The 22,478-nt window shown below is 38.4% G+C and carries 23 protein-coding genes; 15 read left to right on the plus strand and 8 right to left on the minus strand.

Annotation, left to right across the window (positions count from 1 at the left end; translation table 11 throughout):
• Positions 1 to 31: 31 nt before the first annotated feature.
• Positions 32 to 1,144, plus strand: a complete 1,113-nt coding sequence (locus LVD16_RS18835) for a DEAD/DEAH box helicase (protein WP_233769835.1) — start codon at positions 32 to 34, stop codon at positions 1,142 to 1,144.
• Here the strand turns inward: LVD16_RS18835 and LVD16_RS18840 are convergent, their stop codons facing one another.
• Both LVD16_RS18840 and LVD16_RS18845 read right to left on the minus strand, forming a co-directional pair.
• Positions 1,145 to 2,437, minus strand: a complete 1,293-nt coding sequence (locus LVD16_RS18840; protein ID WP_233774607.1) for an ABC1 kinase family protein — start codon at positions 2,435 to 2,437, stop codon at positions 1,145 to 1,147.
• 10 nt (positions 2,438 to 2,447) lie between these two features.
• The gene (locus LVD16_RS18845) at positions 2,448 to 3,122 is read right to left on the minus strand and encodes a TetR family transcriptional regulator C-terminal domain-containing protein (protein WP_233769836.1); all 675 of its coding nucleotides are present in this window, start codon (positions 3,120 to 3,122) and stop codon (positions 2,448 to 2,450) included.
• Positions 3,123 to 3,222: 100 nt separating this feature from the next.
• On the opposite strand from LVD16_RS18845, the gene LVD16_RS18850 reads away from it, so the two are divergent.
• From LVD16_RS18850 to LVD16_RS18870, 5 genes are all read left to right on the plus strand, one after another.
• Positions 3,223 to 4,353 (plus strand): Gfo/Idh/MocA family protein, encoded by a 1,131-nt coding sequence (locus LVD16_RS18850; protein WP_233769837.1) that lies wholly within the window; start codon positions 3,223 to 3,225, stop codon positions 4,351 to 4,353.
• Between the two features lie 62 nt (positions 4,354 to 4,415).
• Entirely contained in the window at positions 4,416 to 5,114 is a 699-nt protein-coding gene (locus tag LVD16_RS18855; RefSeq protein ID WP_233769838.1) for an SIMPL domain-containing protein, read from the plus strand.
• A 90-nt stretch (positions 5,115 to 5,204) separates the two neighbouring features.
• Positions 5,205 to 5,585 carry a hypothetical protein gene (locus tag LVD16_RS18860; protein WP_233769839.1) on the plus strand — a complete coding sequence of 127 codons (381 nt, stop codon included), beginning with the start codon at positions 5,205 to 5,207 and terminating at the stop codon, positions 5,583 to 5,585.
• A 213-nt stretch (positions 5,586 to 5,798) separates the two neighbouring features.
• Positions 5,799 to 6,128 (plus strand): four-helix bundle copper-binding protein, encoded by a 330-nt coding sequence (locus LVD16_RS18865; protein WP_233769840.1) that lies wholly within the window; start codon positions 5,799 to 5,801, stop codon positions 6,126 to 6,128.
• Between the two features lie 79 nt (positions 6,129 to 6,207).
• On the plus strand, positions 6,208 to 7,446 hold the full coding sequence (locus LVD16_RS18870) for a permease (RefSeq protein ID WP_233769841.1): 1,239 nt from the start codon (positions 6,208 to 6,210) through the stop codon (positions 7,444 to 7,446).
• Here the strand turns inward: LVD16_RS18870 and LVD16_RS18875 are convergent.
• The gene (locus LVD16_RS18875) at positions 7,408 to 7,692 is read right to left on the minus strand and encodes a hypothetical protein (RefSeq protein WP_233769842.1); all 285 of its coding nucleotides are present in this window, start codon (positions 7,690 to 7,692) and stop codon (positions 7,408 to 7,410) included. The genes LVD16_RS18870 and LVD16_RS18875 overlap by 39 nt on opposite strands.
• 200 nt (positions 7,693 to 7,892) lie before the next feature.
• Between LVD16_RS18875 and LVD16_RS18880 the strand changes: the two genes are divergently transcribed.
• Both LVD16_RS18880 and LVD16_RS18885 read left to right on the plus strand, forming a co-directional pair.
• Complete coding sequence (locus LVD16_RS18880; protein WP_233769843.1) at positions 7,893 to 8,459, plus strand: hypothetical protein; 567 nt, start codon at positions 7,893 to 7,895, stop codon at positions 8,457 to 8,459.
• A gap of 19 nt (positions 8,460 to 8,478) precedes the next feature.
• A complete protein-coding gene (locus LVD16_RS18885) occupies positions 8,479 to 9,633 on the plus strand; it encodes a DUF3570 domain-containing protein (RefSeq protein WP_233769844.1) in 1,155 nt (384 codons plus the stop codon).
• Position 9,634: 1 nt separating this feature from the next.
• Here LVD16_RS18885 and LVD16_RS18890 read toward each other — a convergent pair whose 3' ends face one another.
• The gene (locus tag LVD16_RS18890) at positions 9,635 to 10,156 is read right to left on the minus strand and encodes a hypothetical protein (RefSeq protein WP_233769845.1); all 522 of its coding nucleotides are present in this window, start codon (positions 10,154 to 10,156) and stop codon (positions 9,635 to 9,637) included.
• Between the two features lie 193 nt (positions 10,157 to 10,349).
• Between LVD16_RS18890 and LVD16_RS18895 the strand changes: the two genes are divergently transcribed.
• Complete coding sequence (locus LVD16_RS18895) at positions 10,350 to 12,056, plus strand: hypothetical protein (RefSeq protein WP_233769846.1); 1,707 nt, start codon at positions 10,350 to 10,352, stop codon at positions 12,054 to 12,056.
• Positions 12,057 to 12,107: 51 nt separating this feature from the next.
• Positions 12,108 to 12,629 (plus strand): TlpA disulfide reductase family protein, encoded by a 522-nt coding sequence (locus tag LVD16_RS18900; protein WP_233769847.1) that lies wholly within the window; start codon positions 12,108 to 12,110, stop codon positions 12,627 to 12,629.
• 3 nt (positions 12,630 to 12,632) lie between these two features.
• Here LVD16_RS18900 and LVD16_RS18905 read toward each other — a convergent pair whose 3' ends face one another.
• The 3 genes from LVD16_RS18905 to LVD16_RS18915 form a co-directional block, all read right to left on the minus strand.
• Positions 12,633 to 13,679 carry a Gmad2 immunoglobulin-like domain-containing protein gene (locus LVD16_RS18905; protein ID WP_233769848.1) on the minus strand — a complete coding sequence of 349 codons (1,047 nt, stop codon included), beginning with the start codon at positions 13,677 to 13,679 and terminating at the stop codon, positions 12,633 to 12,635.
• 215 nt (positions 13,680 to 13,894) lie between these two features.
• Positions 13,895 to 15,019, minus strand: coding sequence for an MFS transporter (locus LVD16_RS18910; RefSeq protein WP_233769849.1), 1,125 nt, complete (start codon positions 15,017 to 15,019; stop codon positions 13,895 to 13,897).
• Positions 15,019 to 15,567 (minus strand): 5' nucleotidase, NT5C type, encoded by a 549-nt coding sequence (locus LVD16_RS18915; RefSeq protein ID WP_233769850.1) that lies wholly within the window; start codon positions 15,565 to 15,567, stop codon positions 15,019 to 15,021. Before LVD16_RS18915 ends, LVD16_RS18910 begins: the two co-directional genes overlap by 1 nt.
• 84 nt (positions 15,568 to 15,651) lie before the next feature.
• Here LVD16_RS18915 and LVD16_RS27770 point away from each other — a divergent pair, with 84 nt between their 5' ends.
• The 3 genes from LVD16_RS27770 (at position 15,652) to LVD16_RS18925 (ending at position 18,473) form a co-directional block, all read left to right on the plus strand.
• Positions 15,652 to 16,029: a DeoR/GlpR family DNA-binding transcription regulator gene (locus tag LVD16_RS27770; protein WP_255697680.1), complete on the plus strand. Its 378-nt coding sequence runs from the start codon at positions 15,652 to 15,654 to the stop codon at positions 16,027 to 16,029.
• Positions 16,030 to 16,051: 22 nt separating this feature from the next.
• Positions 16,052 to 16,399, plus strand: a complete 348-nt coding sequence (locus tag LVD16_RS27775; RefSeq protein WP_255697681.1) for a DeoR/GlpR family DNA-binding transcription regulator — start codon at positions 16,052 to 16,054, stop codon at positions 16,397 to 16,399.
• Positions 16,400 to 16,514: 115 nt separating this feature from the next.
• A complete protein-coding gene (locus LVD16_RS18925; protein ID WP_233769851.1) occupies positions 16,515 to 18,473 on the plus strand; it encodes an AAA family ATPase in 1,959 nt (652 codons plus the stop codon).
• 2 nt (positions 18,474 to 18,475) lie between these two features.
• Here the strand turns inward: LVD16_RS18925 and LVD16_RS18930 are convergent, their stop codons facing one another.
• On the minus strand, positions 18,476 to 19,918 hold the full coding sequence (locus tag LVD16_RS18930; protein WP_233769852.1) for a Gfo/Idh/MocA family protein: 1,443 nt from the start codon (positions 19,916 to 19,918) through the stop codon (positions 18,476 to 18,478).
• A gap of 639 nt (positions 19,919 to 20,557) precedes the next feature.
• On the opposite strand from LVD16_RS18930, the gene LVD16_RS18935 reads away from it, so the two are divergent.
• A complete protein-coding gene (locus LVD16_RS18935) occupies positions 20,558 to 20,857 on the plus strand; it encodes a hypothetical protein (RefSeq protein ID WP_233769853.1) in 300 nt (99 codons plus the stop codon).
• 461 nt (positions 20,858 to 21,318) lie between these two features.
• Positions 21,319 to 22,446 (plus strand): hypothetical protein, encoded by a 1,128-nt coding sequence (locus LVD16_RS18940; protein WP_233769854.1) that lies wholly within the window; start codon positions 21,319 to 21,321, stop codon positions 22,444 to 22,446.
• Positions 22,447 to 22,478: the final 32 nt, after the last annotated feature.

A 22,478-nucleotide genomic window follows, 5' to 3' on the forward strand; every position in this document is an offset into this window, starting at 1 on the left:
CTTTGCAGCTTAACCATTTGAAGTAAATATTTTGACAACTTTCAAAGAACTAGGCATTAATCAAAATTTGATCAAAGGCCTTTCTGAATTAAAAATCATCACCCCTTCACGTATTCAAAGTGAAGTTATACCTATTCTACTTGCTCATGACACTGATCTTGTAGGCCAGGCACAAACAGGCACAGGAAAGACTGCCGCCTATGGATTGCCTTTACTCGAAAAAGTAGATCCCTCCAAGAAAGTGATTCAGGCTCTTATCCTATGCCCTACTCGTGAATTAGGACAGCAGGTAGCCAAGCAGCTTTTCAAATTCACTAAATACACTGAAAAGATTTTTACAGAAGCCGTATATGGTGGAGCTCAAATTGACCGTCAGATCGCTGCTCTTCAAAGACCAACTCACATCCTGGTAGCCACACCTGGTCGTTTGATTGATCTTGTAAAGAAAAAGGCCGTTGATCTATCGCACGTTAAGACCGTAGTACTAGACGAGGCTGATGAAATGCTGAGCATGGGATTCAAGAAGGAACTTGACCAAATCCTTGAATTTTTAAGTGGAGCTAAAAACAAATGGCTTTTCTCTGCCACTATGCCGCATGAAATTCGCCAGATCGTGAATCAACACATGTCGCCAGATGCGCATCGTATTGAGGTAAACAAGAAGGAAGTTGTTAATAAAAATATAGATCACCTATTTGTGATCACTCAGGAGGCTGATAAACTGCAGGTGCTTTTAGAATTTATTAAAAGCCAAAAAGACAATAGAGGTGTGATCTTCTGTAAGACTAAAGCCGCAACAAAAACTCTTGCTAAGCAATTGATAGCCAAGAATGTATCAGCTGATGCTATTCATGGCGACCTTCTACAAAAGGAAAGAGATAAGGTAATGCGAGCATTCAAAAATGAAAGCTTACAATTACTCATAGCTACTGATCTGGCAGCCAGAGGAATTGATATTGCGGACCTTTCGTTTGTTGTTCATTATCAATTGCCTGATAAAGATGAGTATTACACCCATAGAAGCGGTCGTACGGCAAGAGCTGGTAAGAATGGCGTTTCACTAGCTATAATCACTACCCCTGAAGTAAAGCAACTTAGATACTTAGAAAAGGCCTTGCATTTAAGCTTTAAACAGGTAAGATAATTACTTACCTGTTTTAATCTTAGCTCCGAGGTTATTCAATAGATTATACAATCCAAAATAAGTACGGTTAATGTAAAGACCGTGCTTATTTCCTCTGGCCGTTTTAGAATTACGTATTTCTTTCATTCTACCCATACGGTCACCCAGCTCAAATATCTGTCGGAAGTATTCATCATCTCCAAAGTCAAATTCTTCTGATCGGAAAGGTTTACCCAACAGGTCTATCAACTCCACGAACACTTTCATAAAGAAAGCCTTTTCTTCTGCTGTATCAGTCTTAGCTAAGAAACCAAGATCTAAAAACAGTTTTTCAAGATCATAATCCTTATTCAACACATCACTGCGCATGAGCTGGAAGTACTTCTCATAGAATTCATCAGGTATCACCTTTACACAACCAAAGTCTATAATCCCTACTCTGTTGTCACCAGAAATGATAAAGTTACCCGGATGAGGATCAGCGTGTACTTGTTTTAATTCATGAATCTGATATTCATAAAAATCCCAGAGCGTCTGGCCGATCTTATTTCTTTGTGCCTGTGTGGGCCCAAAGGCAATCCAATCTTTCAAGTGATCACCGTCCAGCCAGTCCATTACCAAAATTCGCTCACAAGATAACTCAGGGTAGTATTTTGGAAAAATGATGTTATCCAGATGCTCACACTTTTCTGTTATCTCCTGAGAGCGTTGCAGCTCTAAAGTATAATCAGTTTCTTCAATAAGCTTGGATTCTACCTCTTCAATATATTGCTCCAGCTCTACAGGGCTGATCTTGAACATTTTACCAGCAATAGGTCTAACAATTTTCAAGTCAGAACTTATAGAATCAGCTACGCCAGGATATTGTACTTTCACTGCCAGCTTTTTTCCCTTCAAGGTAGCCCTATGCACCTGACCAATGGAGGCCGCATTTACTGCAGACCTTGTGAATGAATCAAATATCTTATCTGGTGACTTACCCAGGTAGTTCTGAAAAGTCTTCACCACCAATGGATACGACAGCGGCGGCGCGCTATACTGCGACATAGAAAACTTATCCTGATAAGCTGTAGGCAGCACATTACGATCCATGCTGAGCATCTGAGCTACCTTCAAAGCTCCGCCTTTCAGTTCGCTCAGCGATTCATAAATATCTGCTGCATTCTCCAGATGTAGTTCATCACTGGAAAGGTCTTTATCGAATAATTTTTTACTATAATGCTTAATGTAATTACCTCCTACCTTCGCCCCTGTTTTAATAAACTTACTGGCACGCTGCACCTTGGAGGTGGGAATACTAATCTGCTCTTTCATCCAACTTCTTCTATCTTGTCTGGTAAATAAATTTTGCAAAATCAACCATTATATCCAGCGGACCTCTGCCCATAAGTTCAAAGGAAAGGTTCACTGACTTTTCAATAGCAGCATCTGTATTAGCAAAAGCCGCACTCTCATCTTTACACCAAAATCTGAGCACAAACAGTAACTGCAGCCACAAGCCATCTTTATACCTTTCTGATATTAATGGCCTTTTTACAATCTCCTCACTATCAATGCCTTCCTGCACCATTCGTTGCACAAACTGAAAGTACTTCGCCTTAAAGCCCCGCATAAATGCAGGTGATATCTCTGGTGACTTTCGTAATGATTTTAATGATAACAGCACGAAGCTTCTGTCTTGTTTCAGGGCTTCTATCAGCGTGTAATAAAATGCCAATAACTTCTCTCTAACAGAATATTCAGGATAGACCTCATCCTTCGAAAGTGCACTAACAGTATCATCAATATACGATTCCCAGATTTTGCTTTCTATAGTAGCAAAAGAACCATAGTAGAGATAAAAGTCAGCTTCTTTCATTTTCCAATCCTGCATGAATTTAAAAACCGAAGGCGGTGGAGCTCCGTGGGTTAAAAGATGGGTTTTATAAGCGTCTTGAATTTTCGCAGCCACATTGGTCTTGGGAGCTGCTTTACGAGTCTTTTTTGCTTTAGCTTCCATGGCTATATTAACGCTGTAATTCCTTATTAAGTTTTCAAAATAAACAAATAGATTTACCCACCGTTCACTAAAAATACAATCTACCTAACCACCTATTACTATGAAACCTAAAAATCAACCTAGAAGGAAATTTCTTATCAATAGCACCTTGGCTGTAAGTGGCTTATCACTCGGCTCTTCCGTTTTGATGTCCTGCAATAAGCCGCAAAGAAAAGCCAATGAAAAACCTAAGAAAGAGAGCCTTGGCGTTGCCCTAGTAGGTCTGGGCAGCTATGCTACCGGCCAGTTACTTCCGGCGCTTCAGGAAACTAAAAATTGTCATTTGGCTGGTATAGTTACTGGCACGCCTTCCAAAGCTGAAGAATGGATGAAAAAGCACAACATCCCACAAGCCAACGTATATAACTATGACAATTATGACCAGCTGGCTAAAAACGATGATATAGACATCGTTTATGTAGTACTTCCTAACTCTATGCATGCCGAATATACCATCAGGGCAGCCAAAGCCGGTAAGCATGTAATTTGTGAGAAGCCCATGGCGGTTTCCGTGAAAGAATGTGAAGACATGATTGCGGCCTGTAAAGAAAATAATGTTCAGCTCTCCATAGGCTACAGATTGCATTTCGAGCCCTACAACCTTAAAGTAGCGGAATTAGGACAGCAGGAGAAGCTTGGAGCAGTGAAGAACATTAGCGGCGCCCACAGTTTTCATTTAAATGACCCTAAACGCTGGCGTGTTCATCATAAAATGTCTGGCGGCGGGCCATTGATGGATGTCGGTATTTATGTAGTGCAAGGTGCGCTCTACACCATGGGGCAAAACCCGATAGAGGTGAGTGCTCAATACGGCAAGATCACTAAACCAGAAATATTTAAAGATGTAGAAGAGTCTATTGACTTTACTTTAAAGTTTGCTAATGGCTCGGTGGCCCAAGGAACTACCAGCTATCAGGATAGCGGTAATTTCTTAAATGGAGAAGCTGAGAATGGCTGGTGGAAATTGCAACCCGCCTATGCCTATGGCGGTATAAGCGGCGAAACCAGCGAAGGTAAAATGGACTTCCCCGAAGTGAATCAACAGGCCTTACAAATGGATGATTTCGCCCTATGCGTTGCCCAAAACAAACCAACCAGGGTGCCGGGTGAAATGGGCATGCGAGACATGAAAATCATTACAGCCATCTATGAATCGGCAGATCAAAATAAGCCTGTTAAGCTTCAATGGTAAGTTTTTTATTTATGGAATTCTATTTGCTTATGCATCAACCTAACAAACTAAAATTAAGACTCATGAAACGACTATCAACAATAGCCTTTTTATTCATTATAACCCTCAGTGCCTCAGCTCAACAATTGGTAAGTAGCACCAACCCGCTGATCAAAAAAATAGAGGTGACTGGGAGTGCCGAACGCGAAATCATACCTGATGAGATATATCTTAAAGTAGCTTTAAAAGAGTATAAAGATGGATCTAAGATCGTACACATGGACAAGCTAGAATCTCAACTGGTGAAGGCCATCAAAGAAGTGGGCATTAAAGCGGAGGATCTTCAAGTGGACAATATTTATGGTTATAACTGGAATTACAGAAAGAACAAAGCCGATGAGTTTCTGGCCACTAAAAGCTTCATCATAAAAATGAACAATGTGAAAATGATCAACAACCTGGTAGAGAAGCTCGATCCTGAAGGCATTAATAGTATGAATATAGACAGACTATCACATTCTAAAATTGAAGAGTATAGAATGGAGCTTAAGCTAAAGGCCTTACAGGCAGCCAAGGACAAAGCTAAATTTATGCTTGAGGGTATAGGAGAGCAACTGGGCCAAGCTTTAGAGATCAATGAAATAGAGCAAAATTATGCTGCACCTATGTACAGATCAGTATCTAATGTTGCTATGGAAGCAGCGCCAAGTTATCAGTCGGATCTGGATGTGAAGACTATTAAAATTAAAAGCGAAATGAGAGCTGTTTTTGAGATCAAATAGGCTCGAAATCTGAGAAATATAGCGTAAAACTTGATTTTCCGACATTTTTTTGTTATATATAGATAAGAGTGCGAACAAAAAACAGACTTTATGCTAAAAGAAAACAGAGAAAAAACAGAATATCAGGAAAGACTAGAAATGGTAGTAGACAAGATTGAAAACCTTGGTTTTGAAAACATCAAGGCAGATCTACCAGAGCTGGAGACTCCAGGTAAACTAGTTAATCAAAACAATAAAGATGTTTTTGTTCCGGATATTACTGCTGATAGCAAATCTGGGAGAAAGGCCTATTTTGAATTATCGAACAAAGTAAAAGATACTCAAAAGTTAGTGAATAAATGGAAGTTGCTAGCCACTATGGCCAGCATCCGTGATGGAATATTTCAAATATTCGTTCCACATGGTACCATGAAATTCACTAAAGACCTGGTATCTAAATATAACATACCAGTAGAACTGGTAAAACTATAATCGTCCACCGAGTATAGTCAAGGAAGCTGCCCATTCAGGGCAGCTTTTTTTTATGGCGTGCAGAATGTCCTTCCCCTACTGTGGAATTTCTTACCTAGTACTTTATTGTAATTGGCTGAAAATGGCTTTTAGAATATCAATTCCAATTCAGGCACGCTCCTTGTAAATTCAAAATCAGTTGTTTATAAAATAAGAATTTAACTAATCAAGGATATGAATACCGAATTATTATCAAAATTATCAGAGTGTATAGTAGCATGTGATAACTGTGCAGATGCATGCCTTAAAGAAGATAATGTGAAGATGATGATCAAGTGTATAAGAACAGACAGAGACTGTGCTACCATTTGCTCCCTAACCTCCGCTTATATATCGAGGAAATCAGAATATACTGAAGCTGCCATAAAGCTTTGCTTAAAAGTTTGTAAAGACTGTGCCGCAGAATGCAGAAAGCATGACCACGATCACTGCCAAACATGCGCAGAAAAATGTGAAGCATGTGCAGAAGCTTGCGAAGAGTTTCTTTCAGTAGCTGCAGCATAATCCACATATATTTCTCTTAACCAAAAGCTTCTATATCATAATATAGAAGCTTGATGTATTTAAGCTTTATTCATTTATTATGTCAGGATTTTTAGAAAAATGGGGCGAATCTGCTAACACAGCAGTAGGCTTTTTTTGGTCAGCACTTTGGGCCTTTGCTTTAGGATACATTGTTAGTAGCATGATCCAGGTCTTCGTTACCCAAGACAGAATGAAAAAGTCAATGGGTAGTGCGGGTGCAAAGGAAGTAGGACTAGCCACATTTTTCGGATTCATAAGTAGCTCATGCAGTTTTGCCGCCCTGGCCACCACTAAATCCTTATTTAAAAAAGGTGCAGGCTTTATTCCTTCCATAGCTTTCTTGCTAGCCTCTACAAATTTAGTCATTGAACTAGGTATTGTGATTGGCATATTTCTTTCCTGGCAGTTCATTGTTGGAGAATACGTTGGTGGCATATTACTGATCCTTATTTCCTGGATATTCATCAAAATCACCAAACCGCAAAAGCTGATCAAAAAGGTGAGAGAGCGTTTCAAGCAAGAAGACGACGAACATGAGATGGAGCAACCGAACTGGAGGAAAGAGATAAAGACTTTCAAAGGCTGGCATAAAGTGGGTATGCAGTATTTGATGGAATGGAAAATGGTTTGGAAAGATGTAACCATTGGTTTTACTATCGCTGGTATCATTGCAGCATTTGTTCCTAAATCTTTCTTTCAAACACTCTTTATCGGCACTGGCAGTGGCAATCAGGACTTAAGCTTTCTGCAAATTATGGAACACATTATAGTTGGTCCATTAGCAGCTTTTATGACCTTTATCGGTTCTATGGGAAATATTCCATTGGCTTCTCTTCTTTATTCCAATGGTGTGAGCTTCGCAGGGGTTATGGCTTTCATCTTCAGTGATTTAGTAGTATTTCCTGTGCTCAGAATAAATGCTAAATACTATGGATGGAAAATGGCCTTTTATATACTCATCACGTTGCTTATTGCCTTGATTGGAACCTCTCTCCTACTGCATTATGGATTTAACTTCCTGGACATGTTACCCGAAAACCAAAGTGGCAAGGGCATGCAAGATCAGGAACATTTTCAAATTAACTATACCTTTTTCTTAAACATGGCCTTTTTAGCCATATCTGGTTTATTAATTTGGTTCAAAACTAAAAAACCTAAAAACATGGATATGGAAGGTCATCATCACGGACATGCTATGGCAGATAAAGGTAAGCTAGAAGGGGTACTTAAAGTGTTGGCTATTGTCTCATATATATGGCTAGCAGGCGGCCTTATTGTTCGCTATTTCGTACTCTAATAGTACATCATCCAGAATGTTCTTCTTAATGCCATAGAATAATACTGCTGATTCTAATGGAATGATTTCCAACTGTATTAGCTCCAGGCTAGAGTTATAGCATGCCTCCACCAAATAGGCTCCGAGCCTATTAAGTCTTAACAATTTTTCGAAGTGCTGGCACTCCTTCAGAAAGATACCTTCCCTGCTCAGCAAGGCTGAGCGATCATTTAAGGATAAGTCTTCAAAGATTTCTTTAGGTATCATATAATATTAATATAGTTATTTTCTTATGTTATTTCAACGTACAATGGTTATTATGTAATTAAAGTTTCTGCACTACTTCATAATTTGTTAATTTCCAGCCCGTAAACAATTACCCACTATCTCGTAGCTTGGCGTTCATGAGACATATCTGTGCATTACTGCTTCTTATTGGCTTTTTTCATACCTCGAGGAGTCAGGACATGAAAACTCATAAATTAACATTGGAACCCAATTTTTCTTTGGGTGCAGGCTGGTGGGTATATGACAAAGCCAATATTCAGCAATGGGATCGCTCTCACTACATCGCTAATTTTGATGTAGGCTTCACTGCTTATTACAATATTTCTAAATCATGGAACATAGGCGTAGGTGTAAACCATAGCTGGCTGGATGAAGATGAACTCATCGCTTATAATGATAATGCCAGTAGAAACAAATATTACGTTTCAGATGGCCCAATCAACTTTAACTTTATTTATGCCACCACAGAACTATACCTTATTCATAGCAAGAACTATCGGCTCGGACCTGCTCTAGCCTTTGGCTGCTTTAACACCTCTGCCGAATATGTGGATGATGACCTCGAAGACAAAAAGACCTACTTTAAATTAGGCCTATCGAATGAACTTGGATTGAGCCCACGAAGCAAACTTCACCTTCAATTTCAATACGTATCTATGAACATCAGGCCTGAAAATGCTGGAGATACAAAGCACCTTATCAAAAATTTATCATTCTTATTCGGAGTTAGGTTTAATGTTTTATAAAATCAAATATCTGTTTGCTTTGATCTGTTTTCTTCTGGCTACCCCACTTCTGGCTCAGGAAGAAGCAAAAGAAATAGATGTAAACTTTCTACTCAATTATTATTCTCAAGATGGCGATCATGCTGCGGTAACGGGTGGAATCGGCACTCAGGAGTTGCAAGACAGGGCCAGCGAGATCAGCATTAATATACCTTTGGATTCTATCAGCGATATTTTCTTTCATACTCACGTAAATGTATATAGCTCAGCCTCAACGGATAATATAGATAGCAGAATTTCTTCGGCCTCAAAAGAAGATGTAAGGGCCTCATTTGAAATTGGCTACAACAAAGATTACACCCCTACTCATCAATACTCTGTGAGTGCTGGCGGCTCCACTGAAACAGATTATATATCTACATATTTAAAAGGCGGCTGGTCTGCCTCCTCATCGGACCAGAATCAGACGCTCAACCTGGCTGCCAGCGCATATTTTGATTCATGGCTACCTATTTTTCCTGAAGAAATTAGAGGTACCGATAATGCTGTGATTACTACCAACAAGCGAAACTCATACGCTCTATCAGCCACTTATTCTCAAGTGATCAATCAAAAGCTACAAGCCTCACTACTATTTGATTTGGTTTATCAATCAGGATTACTATCTACCCCTTTTCACCGTGTGTATTTTAAGGATGAAAATATGCCCAAGATTGAGAAATTCCCAGATAGCCGTTGGAAGTACCCTGTGGGTTTAAGGATTAATTATTATTTAAGTGATCTGATTATAAGCAGATTATACTATCGATTTTATGCAGACAACTTTGGTATAACTGCGCATACAGCCAATATTGAGCTTCCTATTTCGGTGACTAATTGGCTCACTTTGAGTCCCTTTTACCGCTTTTATACCCAGACCAAAGCAGATTTCTTTGCACCTTATCAGATGCATAACATTACTGCAGCATATTATACTTCGGATTATGATCTATCTGCTTTCAACAGCCATAAAGTAGGCATGGGCATTTATTACTCACCTTTGTATGGCATCAGCAGAATGAAACTGAGTAAAAACAAGTTATCTATGCTCAAAGGAATCGAGCTCAGAGGGGCACATTATCAACGGGGTGATGGATTGAAAGCTTTCTTAGTAAGCCTGAATTGTAATTTTAAGATTTTGTCTAAGCCGAAGTAAGTTATTCGCTTTTACAAACAGTAACAGATACTCTTCCTTCTCTACCAGAATCCAGGTCCTTATTAGTGCCTATGTTACCTGCAGCTAAAATCACCTCTTCACCAGGGCCAGTGGCAGCCAAATGAACCTTAACTGAACCATCAAAATTTTCGATCTTTTCAAATGTTAGAGGAGTATCATCATTAAAGTTAGTCACTACAGTTTCGCTAAGGCCAGTGCTGGCTTTTACATCATTAAAGTTAGCCGCTATACCGGCATCCACCGTCTGCAAATTACCATAATGCAAATGCACCGGATGAGTGGCATCTCCCTCGGTACCAGATAGTTGAACATCAACCTCTACCTTACCACCTGTAAGCTCCTTAAAGACTATTTTACCTGAAGTAGGATAATCAGATGCCTGATATAAACTGTAAGTTACCTCTCTACCTGTATACTTCTGGTCCGCAGATTCATTCTCCTGCTTACTACAAGATACTGCAATGATACCAGCCAATAAAAGTGATAATGTAATTCTCTTCATGATCTTCAATCTTAAAGGATAAATCTAGTGTATAAATTCAGAAATCTCTATCAATAACAGCTTTTTAACTAAAATAATTGTGAAAAAGAGTAAAAACTATTTTTTGAGTTGATGTAAGGTTATGTATTGGGTCAATTTTTTTAAGCGGCTATATATTATAATTTCATAGTGCTATAACCATACATTTTTTACTATGAAAAGATTAACATTATCCACAATTTTTCTATTTGCCACCACCATCATGTACGGGCAGCAAATAGCTCATACTTATGCTCTGGAACTGGACGAAGACCCAACCAGCTTTTTCGTTTACCGAGATTTAGAATATGACCCTAATAGTGAACAACTATCCTTATATGGGCAGAAATGGAGAGCACTTACGCTCTATGTTTCTAAAGAGGGCAAAAAAACCTCTTTTGCTAATGGTAATAAATATGTACCCTTCGTTTATGTAGCCCATCTGCCTGCAGAAGGTGATCCTGAAATAGTGGACAAGCCCATTAACCTGCAAACCATTTCTCATTATGATATGGGCGGCAAGCAGTATGAAGGTGAAGATCCGCGCACCAAAACTACTGTGACCAGTTCAGAAACTGATGTTCCCTTTTCAGAATTAAAAGAGGAATATCCATCAGCATTTAAAAATGATGTAAAGAGTGATAAGGTATATCAAATGAGTGTGGCCCCGACTTTCAAAGGCTTTACACTAATTGAAAAACTCATTGAATATACCTCTGATGAAGAATACACTGATCTGGTAAAAGGTGAAACAAAGAGCAATACAGCAAAGCCTGAGTTGGATGATGATTATCTGATTAGAACGGATGCACAATACCTTTTTGATAACAGAAGAAGATTGTACATGATCCCGACAGTGCTGAACCTAAAGGGTGATAAACTGTTCGGCTTTATGAACAAGAGAGTTTACACACTGGATGCTGAGGGTAAAGTAGTGAATAAGGTAGATGTTAAAACAGAATATCCTAAATCACTCATATTTGCTTCTAACCTGAAAGAGACGTCTAAAGATACACTCACCAACTTTGAAGAAGGAGCAATATTGCTTTACGGCCGGGCTTTCGGTGTAGGTAAAAAGAGTAATGACCCTGACAAGACGAACTATCATGCCGTGGTTTTAGACAAGGACGGTAATGCTTTATTCGATGGAGACTTTAAGTACGGTACAGAAAAGAGATCATTTACCCCATTTTCAGCATTTAAAGAAGGAGAAAACATCTACGTATTTGGTAAAGCCGTAGGCAGCGATGAGCCTGGTTATAGTATTTTGACCTTCAATAAAACTGGTTTGGCAGGCACGCAACACTATAACTTTGATTACTTTAAGAAAAAAGTATCCGGTGATTTTGATGCCGGTATTACCAGTAATTATGCCCGAAGGTTCTATCCTATCAGTCATTATGAGTTATCTAATGGCGACTTAATTATCCACGGAGAAAGCTACGAAGAAGTAAGTGACCAAAGCCAGGCATCCAACCAAAACACTGCGGTGACCATGCTACCGAAAAAGAACAAGTACTTATCTACCGTATTTGTGCAAATTGACAAAACAGGTAATCTGGTGCATGTGTATGTAGTACCTAAAGGAGGCAAGAAAGCCGAGGATGAGATCACCAAATTCAAGCTTATTCAGGACAGTGGTAAAAAGGCATTTCTGATCGGAAGAGAAAATAATGGAAAAGACTCTTACGGCATCATTGTGAAGCTGGACTTAGAGGCCATGGAAGCCAAGAAAACTAACCTATCAGACTCTGACGTATATGATCTCCGAGGGGCTGTAGTTTATAAGTATTTCCCTGATTTAGAGGAAATTGCGTACGTAGGAAAAAGTGCTGATCAGGAAACTTCTATTCTAAAATCTGTGGTGATCAATCTGAAGTAATTTTAACTAAAGTGTACCTAATTTGTTGTAAAAAATAAATCAGGTACACTTATGAAATCATACTTTTATATATTCATCTTTCTTACTTCTACCCTACTATTCAGCTGCACAGGGCCATCTTCAGAAACCTCAGAATCGGAACCTACGAATGTGCTGCAAGGCATAAAACTTAAAACATTAGAAGGAGAGAACATAGACCTGACCACCTACAAAGGCAAAACCTTGGTAATCAATTTTTGGGCTACCTGGTGTGCACCATGCCTCAAAGAAATGCCTTCAATAGAAAGAGCCCAGCAAAAATTGCAAGATGATGATGTCGCCTTTCTATTAGTTTCCAACGAGCCGAAAGGTCAAATTCGCAAGTTTCTGGATAATCATGAATTTAATTTGGCGTTTGCAAAATTAGACATGCCCTTGGATCAGCTAGACGTTAAGGGCCTTCCTACTACCTTTATCATATCTGAAAGTGGGCAGCTCGCCTTTAGTGAAACGGGTGCGCGGGAGTGGGATACTGAAGAAAATTTACAACTTATCAGATCATCTGCAGATAACAGTGATTTACAGAATATGTAGTCATCACTTGAAAGTTACTGGCAGTGAATACTGTCTATCATTCTCTGCCAGGCCCGATGGGTTTGCTTTCTGAAAGACAATAGATCCCTTTTGCCCGGCCGGCTGATCATATTCAATAGTCATTTCAAAAGAAACCCAGCCTTTTGTCATCCAATCTCCTTTAGCAGCTACAGGCTTTTGAAGCAAAACCTTTAAGTTGTCATTTTTAAGCTGTACCGGAAAACTACCTTCATTAAACCAATAGCCTCTCGCCTTTCCTTTGATAGTGACAGGAGACGTAATCTTTTCATCTGGCTTAGGAGATTCTATTCTTATCAACTGATCTATATCAACTCTTTTATCTCTTTTCCCAAAGAAGTAAAAAGATTGCAAGGCATGCTTGAATATCTTGGCATCATCCCCTCTAACCTTTCCATATCTGCTTAACTTATCACCACTGGCCAGGCTGCACTCCTCTAATGGCTTAGGTTTACCCTCAGCATCGAAGCATCTGGCACTAAAATCATCTACTCCGAGGTGAATAAATATAAAACCATCTTTATTCCAGCCTACCGGAGGATTTTCAGGCTTTAACAAATAAGCCCAAACCTGCCCGTCATTCAATGTATAAACCATAGAAGCTGCTTCGTCAATTTTAAAATCAGAAGCCAGGCTATTAGTCCACTCTTGTAAGCTCAACTTGGTGCCTAAAGGATCAGGCTTATGATTTCCTTGTGGATGAATGGACATGAAAGATATCTCAGGATGCTCTACGATATCAAACGGAGGAGTAGAAACTCGCTCATAGGCAGTATTGTAAACGTTAATTACAGGTGCACCTTGTGTAGTCTTAAACTCTGCCACTTTCCAGCCTTCAGGGTAAGGCATATCAAAATGAAAGTCTTTGGAAGAAAATGTATTCCAGCTAACTTCTGAAATATCTAATAATGAAGCATTGTTAGCCGAAGCGTATTTGGTAGTAGGTATGTTGGTTTCATTGGCATTATCTGGTTTGCTGCACCTCCATACCACCAGTAATGCTGCAATAGATAATAGTATAAGCTTTTTCATAAACGCCCTGTATTTATGTGTGTAATTATATGCACATAGCTGTGGCGAAGAATAGCTTATTGTTAGTTCGTTTTAAGTTTAAGTTTAGGTTGAATAAACTTTTCTTATTCCTATAACTCCTCTAAGTGATTATTAAGGCACTTTTTTCACCAAATCAATCGCACAGCGTACTGTTTGATAAAAAAAGATGCACATATTATACCATCTGGTTAGTTCTAAAACCTTTTAGAAAAATAGGCTATAGTTAAACCCAGGAATGTTAACAAAATGAATGATACTCTTAAACTGGAAGCACCTGCAATTAATCCGATTAATGGCGGCCCCAATAGAAAGCCTAGAAAGCCAAAAGTAGACACTGAGGCCAGGGCAATACCAGGGGACAATTGCTTAGACTTGCCCGCCAAACTATACACCAACGGTATCACGGAAGACACTCCCATTCCCACGATCAATAGGCCTATCATGGTAGGAATAAAAATAGGAAAGACCACTATTAGCAATAAGCCCACCGCTGTAAAAGCACCACTTAACTGCAGCATGGTTTTCATGCCAAGATGATGAGTAAGCTTATCTGCTAAAAGTCGCGTTCCGGCCATAGTTACCATGAAGGCGGTATATCCCAGACCTACCCAATCCTGATCTACTTTCACCACTTTTTTAAGGTACACACCGCTCCAGTCGAACATTGCTCCTTCGCTCATCATAGAGCAAAAAGCAATGAGCCCCAAAACCAACAGCGACTTCTCCGGCCAGGCGAACATGGGCTGTGCACCTTCAGTTTTAGCATCCTCATTAAGGAGAAACCGATAACTGAATAATAAAATGGGCAAAGCAATAGCATAAACCACCATATAATGGTATTTGGGTGTTATACTCTCGGCTATCATGTAAGCGCCTATTCCCGCTCCGGCAAAGCCTGCAAGACTCCACATACCATGAAATGTTGCCAAAATATTCCTTTTGTAAATTGCCTCCAACCCCACGGCCTGGGTGTTAATGGATATATTGATCATGTTACCCACCAAACCAAAAAGGAATAACACCGGGACCAGGACCAGCAAGCTTTCAGAAAAGCCGATACCCAAGAGAGCCAGCGTATAAATCAAAGAAGAGAATATAACCACCTTCTTACTGCCAATTTTTGCTACTAAAAAGCCAGATATTGGCAGCGATAATAAGGACCCAATGGGTAAAGCGAATAGAACAATTCCCAGAGCAGATTCCGATAGTTGCAATGACTGCTGAATACTGGGAATACGAGCAGCCCAGCTGGCAAAACAAAGACCGTAACTAAAGAATACTGCACCTATGCCTATCCTTGATTTTTGAATGTTTGTCACTATATTTCGCAGTTTGCATATAAGTAATCGTAAGCCTCTTTCCAGTTGTTTACTCTTACATCATAGTCTATTTTTGTATTGTGTCCGGCGGTAAAAAGCATGCCCCTACCTTTGCAGAAGTTAAGATTTTTCATGTGATCGTCGATCATAAAATCGGTGTCAATGATACTCTTATCTCCACATAAAACAATGTTCTTCCAGCTAATAAATGGAAAGTGCTCATCTAGCCATTCTTTCTTTTCAATCAGCGATTGAGGAAACTCCATGGCAGCAGATACTATATAAACCTCGAAGTCTTCACAAAGCTGTTTCACAGTTTCCACCGCACCCTCAATTACGGGCGCTGTTCTGAAGAATCCCGGCATATATAAAAACTCTCTCACCTTCGATTTATCAGGAAAAGCCTCACCTTCAGGCACTCCGTTGAGTTTCTCCATTTCTATGCGGACGCCATGCTTGTCAGCATACCAGTCTACCATTTGCTTTTCTATGTGTGCCAAGACATGATCCATGTCAATAGCTATCGATAGTTTGCCGTTTTTTGCCATAATTTTTCAATATTATGCTACAAAGCTAAATAAAAATTGCATAATATTGCATTATCAAATTATTAATTCGGCAAAAAACTGCAAATGCTTAAAGAAGAACGCTTTCAATACATTCTGGACGAGCTTAGTAAAAACAACAAAGTATTGCTAGATAAGCTTAGTGATGAACTTAATGTATCCATAGACACCATAAGAAGGGACATTAAAGAGCTGGATACTCAGGGATTACTGAAAGCAGTAAGAGGTGGAGCCGTGCCCCACTCTCCCAACCCCCTGAATTTTATGGACCGGCTTGACTATGATTCAGAAGCTAAGCAGATTATTGCCAACAAAGCACTTTCCCTTTTTCACGATGGCCAAACCGTGATTTTTGATGGTGGTACTTCTACCCTGGCCATTGCTAATTTGCTACCCAAAGAACTGAAATTGACTGTAGTAACCAACAGCTTCCCGAATTGCTAACCTCCTAAAGGAAAACGAACATGTGGACATTCTTTTTGCCGGAGGCAGATTATTTAAAAGCTCTTTTGTAACTGTAGGATATGACAGCACTGCCTTCTTTAAGAACATAAGGGCCGATCTATGTTTTCTGGGAATATGCAGTCTTCACACCACCCTGGGCGTAACGTCTCCCGACTATGAGGAAAGTAAAGTAAAGGCCGTAATGACACAGGCCTCCCAACACACCATAGCTCTGGCCACCCCAAAAAAGCTCGACACAGTGGAGCCTTACCTGGTCTGCACAGCAGCAGATATAGGCACCATTATCACCAGCGATGATAGCGATAAAAAGCTGAAGCCCTTTAGAGAGATGGGGATTGAGGTTTTGTGAATTTCTCAGTCATTGTCGTTATTTTTTCTTAGAATTATTAAATTGCAAGAATGAATGATCCACGCTGCACTAGCGTATAGCGGCTGGAGCGCGTATAAGATAATGATAAATAACTATGTTGGTTGGGATATTTATAAGACACTATAAAGTATATAAAGGGGCTAACTATATTCCTTTTGGAACAAATGATATTGAAAATTTTAATCTATTTATTGGTCATAATGGAGCTGGAAAAAGTTCAATATTAGAAGCTTTAGATACATTTTTTAATGGAAGAGAATTCACAGTTAACAATGGAGCCAAAAGAGATCAGTGTTTTGTTGCACCTTTATTTTTAATTAAGAAAGATGAATTAAATAATTACTCTAAATCCGCTCAGGAAATAATTCCAATTATAAGTGAATTCTTCTTCGAATTTAGTTCCAGTCACAGAAACTATAAGAATTACGAACAATTTTTCACCCAAAGAAATAATTTAACCCCCTACATGGATACACATTATTTGATTTTGGCTGGTAAATCACTAGGTCAAAACGATAATGATATGATCACCTTTTCAAACGAACTTGAAACCAAGTTAAAGAATACTTTGGGAGATGACTATAAAATAAAGCGTTCTCTCAATACCTTGAAGCAAGACTTGCTTAGTAATTATACATACATCTATATTCCAGTAGAGACCTCAATTCAAGACTTTTTAAGACTTGAAGCTAAAGGTATGCAGGATCTTATGAGCCAAAGCATTCGACACAAAATTGAAGAAACTCTTAATAAAAAATTCAGCACGAAATCGGTCAATTCCAAAAGGACACGAAAACTCAATGCCTTAGATATTATTAATGATGACTTAGAGTTTTTTATAGAAAAGGTTGAGAAAACAATTCAAAATATAGATGCAGATTATGACTTCCAATTAGAATTTAAATCAAAGAAGAAACTGACAGCAAATCATTTAACGGATGTTATTATTGATTCATTCTTTTCGAAAAGAAGACTTAGAAAAAGTGAGAAAGTAATTAGCAGCCTTTCTGCCGGAGAACGAAAAAAGGCACTAATCGATATAGCATACTCATTTTTAACACAGGACGATCAAAGAAAAAACAATATTATACTAGCGATTGATGAACCTGAATCTTCATTACATATTTCTATGTGTTATGACCAGTTTGAGAGGCTCCAGAATTTGAGTTCAAACTATCATCATCAACTTTTGATAACTACTCACTGGTATGGCTCTTTGCCTATTTTGGAAAAAGGTAATCTATTTCATATTCACAATAATCAAGACTTAGCACCTATCATTAAAGAATTCTCTTTTAAAAATTATTTCGAGGAAAGACGTGAGCATCCTGAGGATATTCAGTTTAAAAGTTTTTTTGATTTAGCATCAGCAATTATAAGCTCTATGAGAACCTCTTCAAATAACTGGATCATTGTTGAAAGTGAAGAGGACAAAGATTATCTAAAAAAGTATCTTTCATGCAACTTCAATGTAAAAATTTTACCAGTTGGTGGCTGTACTATTGTTAAATTACTATATGAATATCTTTACTTACCTATAAGTCAAAAGTCTGATTCAAAAGATTTAACAGGTAAGATTTTCTGCCTAATAGATACGGACCTTCAAGGAATTACTATGGAGATACCTGAGGAATCCAAAAACGGGATTTTAAAAATAAGGCGGCTACAAGTTAATAATCATGGTGAAGTTGATTTAGTTAGAATTAATGACAATATAAGTTCTCCAACCGAGATTGAAGAAGCACTAGAACCACAACGATTCTATAATGCTCTTGATGAACTCATTAAATTAGAAGATACAGACAGTTTAATACACAATACTTGGCAGTTATTCGCATTTGATCCTGGTGTAAAATCAAGTTTCATCAAAGGGGATAGTTCAATAATTTATCAAACAACACAGAATAACAAAACTACTAGAGAAAATAAGATTATAATCATTGACTATATTGAGTCTAACAAAAAGCTTATTTGTAAGAAATATTGCTCTTTGGAAACCCAAGTAACTCCCGGCTGGATTAAAGAAATTGAACAGTTTTTTATGAAAGCTTAAAATCAAAGCTTCCACCCTTCTCTATAATCTCTTTTCACAAATTGATTCACCTCTTTAATGTTAGTGACTTCCATTTTTTCAGCGTCCCAGAGCATTTTTATATTCCTGCCTGGATAGTCAAATCTATTGTTTCCTTTATCAACTCTTACATCAACACCCCTGATGGCCAGGTTGGCGATTAGTAAAGTCTCTGTTAATGGTCCTGCAATTTCGAATGGTGAGCTCAACTCTTTCTTTCCATAACCTGCAATAGATGCTTCCACCCACTGCGCATAGTGACCATTTGCGCCTCCACTGACTCTTTCATATTTCTTGGCTACTTTCTCCTGCTCAGTTCGGGATAAAGGCAATAACTGAGGGTTCGTTCCATAAGTACCGCACATCATCTTGCCTTTAGTGCCAATGAAAAGTACACCATTGCCACCATCTCCAAAAGTCTCATTAGCTCCCAGTTCTTCTGGCCTGGTGGGTTGTATACCTCCGTCCATCCAGTGTAGCTCTACATCGCCTTGTGTCTTATCTGTTTTAGGAAAAGTCATGGTAACATGGCTTGAAGGAGGACAGCTTTCTGGAAAATAGCCTCTCTTAAAACCATCAACATATACGCTACCCACACTACATTGCACATCTTTAGGATATTTCAGATTCAGAACCCTATATGGCGCTTCTACCAGGTGGCATCCCATATCACCAAGCGCTCCGGTTCCATAATCCCACCATCCTCGCCAGTTGAATGGCGCCAGTCCATCAATGTACTCTTTGTAAGGAGCAGTTCCCAGCCATAGATCCCAATCTAATTCTTTAGGCACAGCACTGGTTTTTGTAGGCCAGGGAATTCCCTGTGGCCACACGGGCCTGTCCGTCCAGCAATACACCGTATGCACATCTCCTAATACGCCGGCATCAAACCACTCCCTCAACATTCGAACACCATCACCTGATGCGCCCTGGTTTCCCATTTGAGCCACTACTTTATACTTCTTAGCACCTTCCGCCAGCCTTCGGGCTTCATAGATGTCATGGGTCAATGGCTTTTGAACGTAAACGTGTTTCCCCATTTCCATGGCAGCCATAGTGGGAGAAGCGTGGTTGTGATCTGGAGTAGAAACCGATACGGCATCGAAAGACTTCCCTTCCTTTTCAAACATCTCCCTCCAATCTTTATAATATTTAGCTTTAGGGAAACGTGACCTGGATGTAGCAGCTCTACGGTCATCCACATCACATAAAAAGCCTATTTCAGCCTTCCCTGAATCGGCAAAACTTTTGATATCACTCTCCCCTTTTCCACCTACTCCTACTCCGGCTATTATAAGCTTATCACTAGGTGCCGTATAGCCCGGCCCACCCAGCACGTGGCGTGGCACAATAGTTACCGCCAGAGCAGCAGCTGAGGCTTTCTTAATAAAATCTCTTCGTTGATTAGAATGGTCTAGGTTCTTCATGTTGGTATATTTTGTTAAGTAGTAGCGTAATCACCGATAGCGGCACAGCAGAGGAATGCTCACTGCTAAAACGGTTAAGTTAAATTAAGTAAAATGATTGAAGAATTCGAATTTTGAATATGATTTCTGATTTAGCATATATACAATACCAACTTTGAATATTCTTTTCTAGATTTAAAATATGGCATCTACCTATAACCTTATACCACGGTTTGACATAGCAAGAGCATGACCCTCAATGACGAATGCAAACTTTTAAACTTTTGCGACTCATGTAAGCAGAAGAAATGCATCAACGGAAATACTGTATGCTCATTAACAGAGCAAAAACCATCATTTTTAAATAACTGTGAGCATTATGTATTTGATGATAAAATCATATCTGTAAAAAATAAGTTAGAAATTAAATATAGAGAACATAAACACTATAAACTCATCAACCTATTTGGAAACGTGTATAACACATCCCTCAAAAATGCCCCTTATGAAACCTTACATTTCAGGCCAATATTTATATTATTAGCGGTTGGTGTTGTACTGCTGCCTTTGGCATTTTTAGGTTATCTGACCATTGTATCAAATCAAAATTTTCAATTATCCTGGCTACTCCTTCCTATCTTATCAATAGCTCTGTTTTTCATGACAAAAAAAGAATTAAAAAATAAGGCTAATGAACAAGTGAATAAACACGGCTTAGTCTATAATGGTAAAATCTATCTATGGAGGTTTATAGACGGCCTTTATTTGAGACTAGATGACCATGATGATGATTCAGTAAAAGAAGATTTACTTATTGTTATGCGTTCTGGTAAAGTATTCAGCCACTCTATGTATCATATTAATTATCTTTCAAAAAGAAGACTTAAGAGAATAATCAATTACTATCGACACCTAAATAGAATAGAAAATCCACCCCAGGAAATAACACTTCATCACTAAAAGCCTCCTCTCCCATTCATTGTCTTGCCAATCTTATAAATTTTAAGAATTTTGTATAAAGGGATTTTTCAGAAATGGGACTTAGCAAAGGTTTTTTGATCAATAAAAAACGTATTGAAACGAGGTATGTTTATTTGGGCTTAACCTTATGGATGTTCTCAGCTTATGTTATTTACGCATTTATTAAATTGTTTTGGGAAGCATTCCGGTACTTCACCGTATTAAACACGTACTTAGTACTCTCTCCTACTGACCACTACATTTATAATTTATTCTATGCGGCCATGTCCTCTGCCTTCGGATTCTCAATAGCCCTGAGATTTGTTCTAAAAAATTCGCTATTGACCAGTAACAGAAGCACTAAGTTCCTTATTAAAAGAACGTTAACTTACAATGCGTTTAACACTGAACAATTTCTATTTTGGTTTGGTAAAGTCAGTACCTTATTTGGCTTTTGTTATATGATGTTTTCGTTAGTCTATGATCTTGATTTGATCAAGGACTTTCCGGCCGTACTCATTCTTCTTCCGCTTATGCTTTTTATGTCTTCATGGCCCCAAATTAGCCGACTGTTAAAACATCAAAAAACATTATGGTTTGTGCGATTAGCAAGTGTATTTCTATTGATAAGCTTCTTATTTTCCTTTAAGGATTTTATTGACTATAAGAAAATGGATCATGCGGTGTTGAATGCATCTATTGAGCATGTGTTTAACCTAAACCTTCCAAAAACACAAAGCCATCAAACATTTATAAATAGAACATACCCAATAGAAATTTATATCGTAAAGGATACTACTAACTCAACTCCTGCCATATTTATCAGCGACATTCACAGCAGATACAACATAAATAATCTTAATAAGGGAATAAAGAAAGAGCTGGCAAATCACTATTCATCTCACATGAATGATGCTACAGTGAAATTACTTGTTGATGATTCCGTACCTATGAAGTATGTAAATGAGGTTATTCATACCTGTCATTTGCTCAATATTAATTCCATCTTATTTTTCACGGGCAGAAAATATTCTAAATACCCGACCAATTATCCAGGTTTTGAAAATTATGGTATACTAAAAACAATGCCAGTGTACTATTCAGACTTTACCCATTTCCTTGACTCGGCAGAACAATTAGATTTTTCGGGAAAAGCTATAAAACTAAATGAATCTATATTTTACAGACAGCAAAACATAAAACAATATAATCGAATCGAAATTAATGTTAAGCCTAACTCGGTTACATTGAATAAGCAAAAGATAAAACCTCCTGAACTTGAAGCAATCATTTATAAATTTTACAAAAAATATTCACCCGATTGTGTAGTCATTTTTAACAGTGCTGATGATGTTTCTTATGCGCGCTATATTCAATTTTTAGATATGATCTATACACAGATTGACCGCTTAAGAAATGAGGAATCTGAAAAATTTTATCACCACCCATTTCAGAATGATCAATGGGATTCGGGTTTCCATCAGATAGTAGCCAAATATCCCAGAAATATAATAGAGTGGACTGAAGAAGAAAAAAGACTGAACAAACTAATTCAGAAGGCACACGATAACAATCAAGAACAAAAATAAAGGCAATCGCCTATTATCCTGATTTGATATAA

This window comes from Fulvivirga ligni, assembly GCF_021389935.1.
Classification (GTDB): Bacteria; Bacteroidota; Bacteroidia; order Cytophagales; family Cyclobacteriaceae; genus Fulvivirga; species Fulvivirga ligni.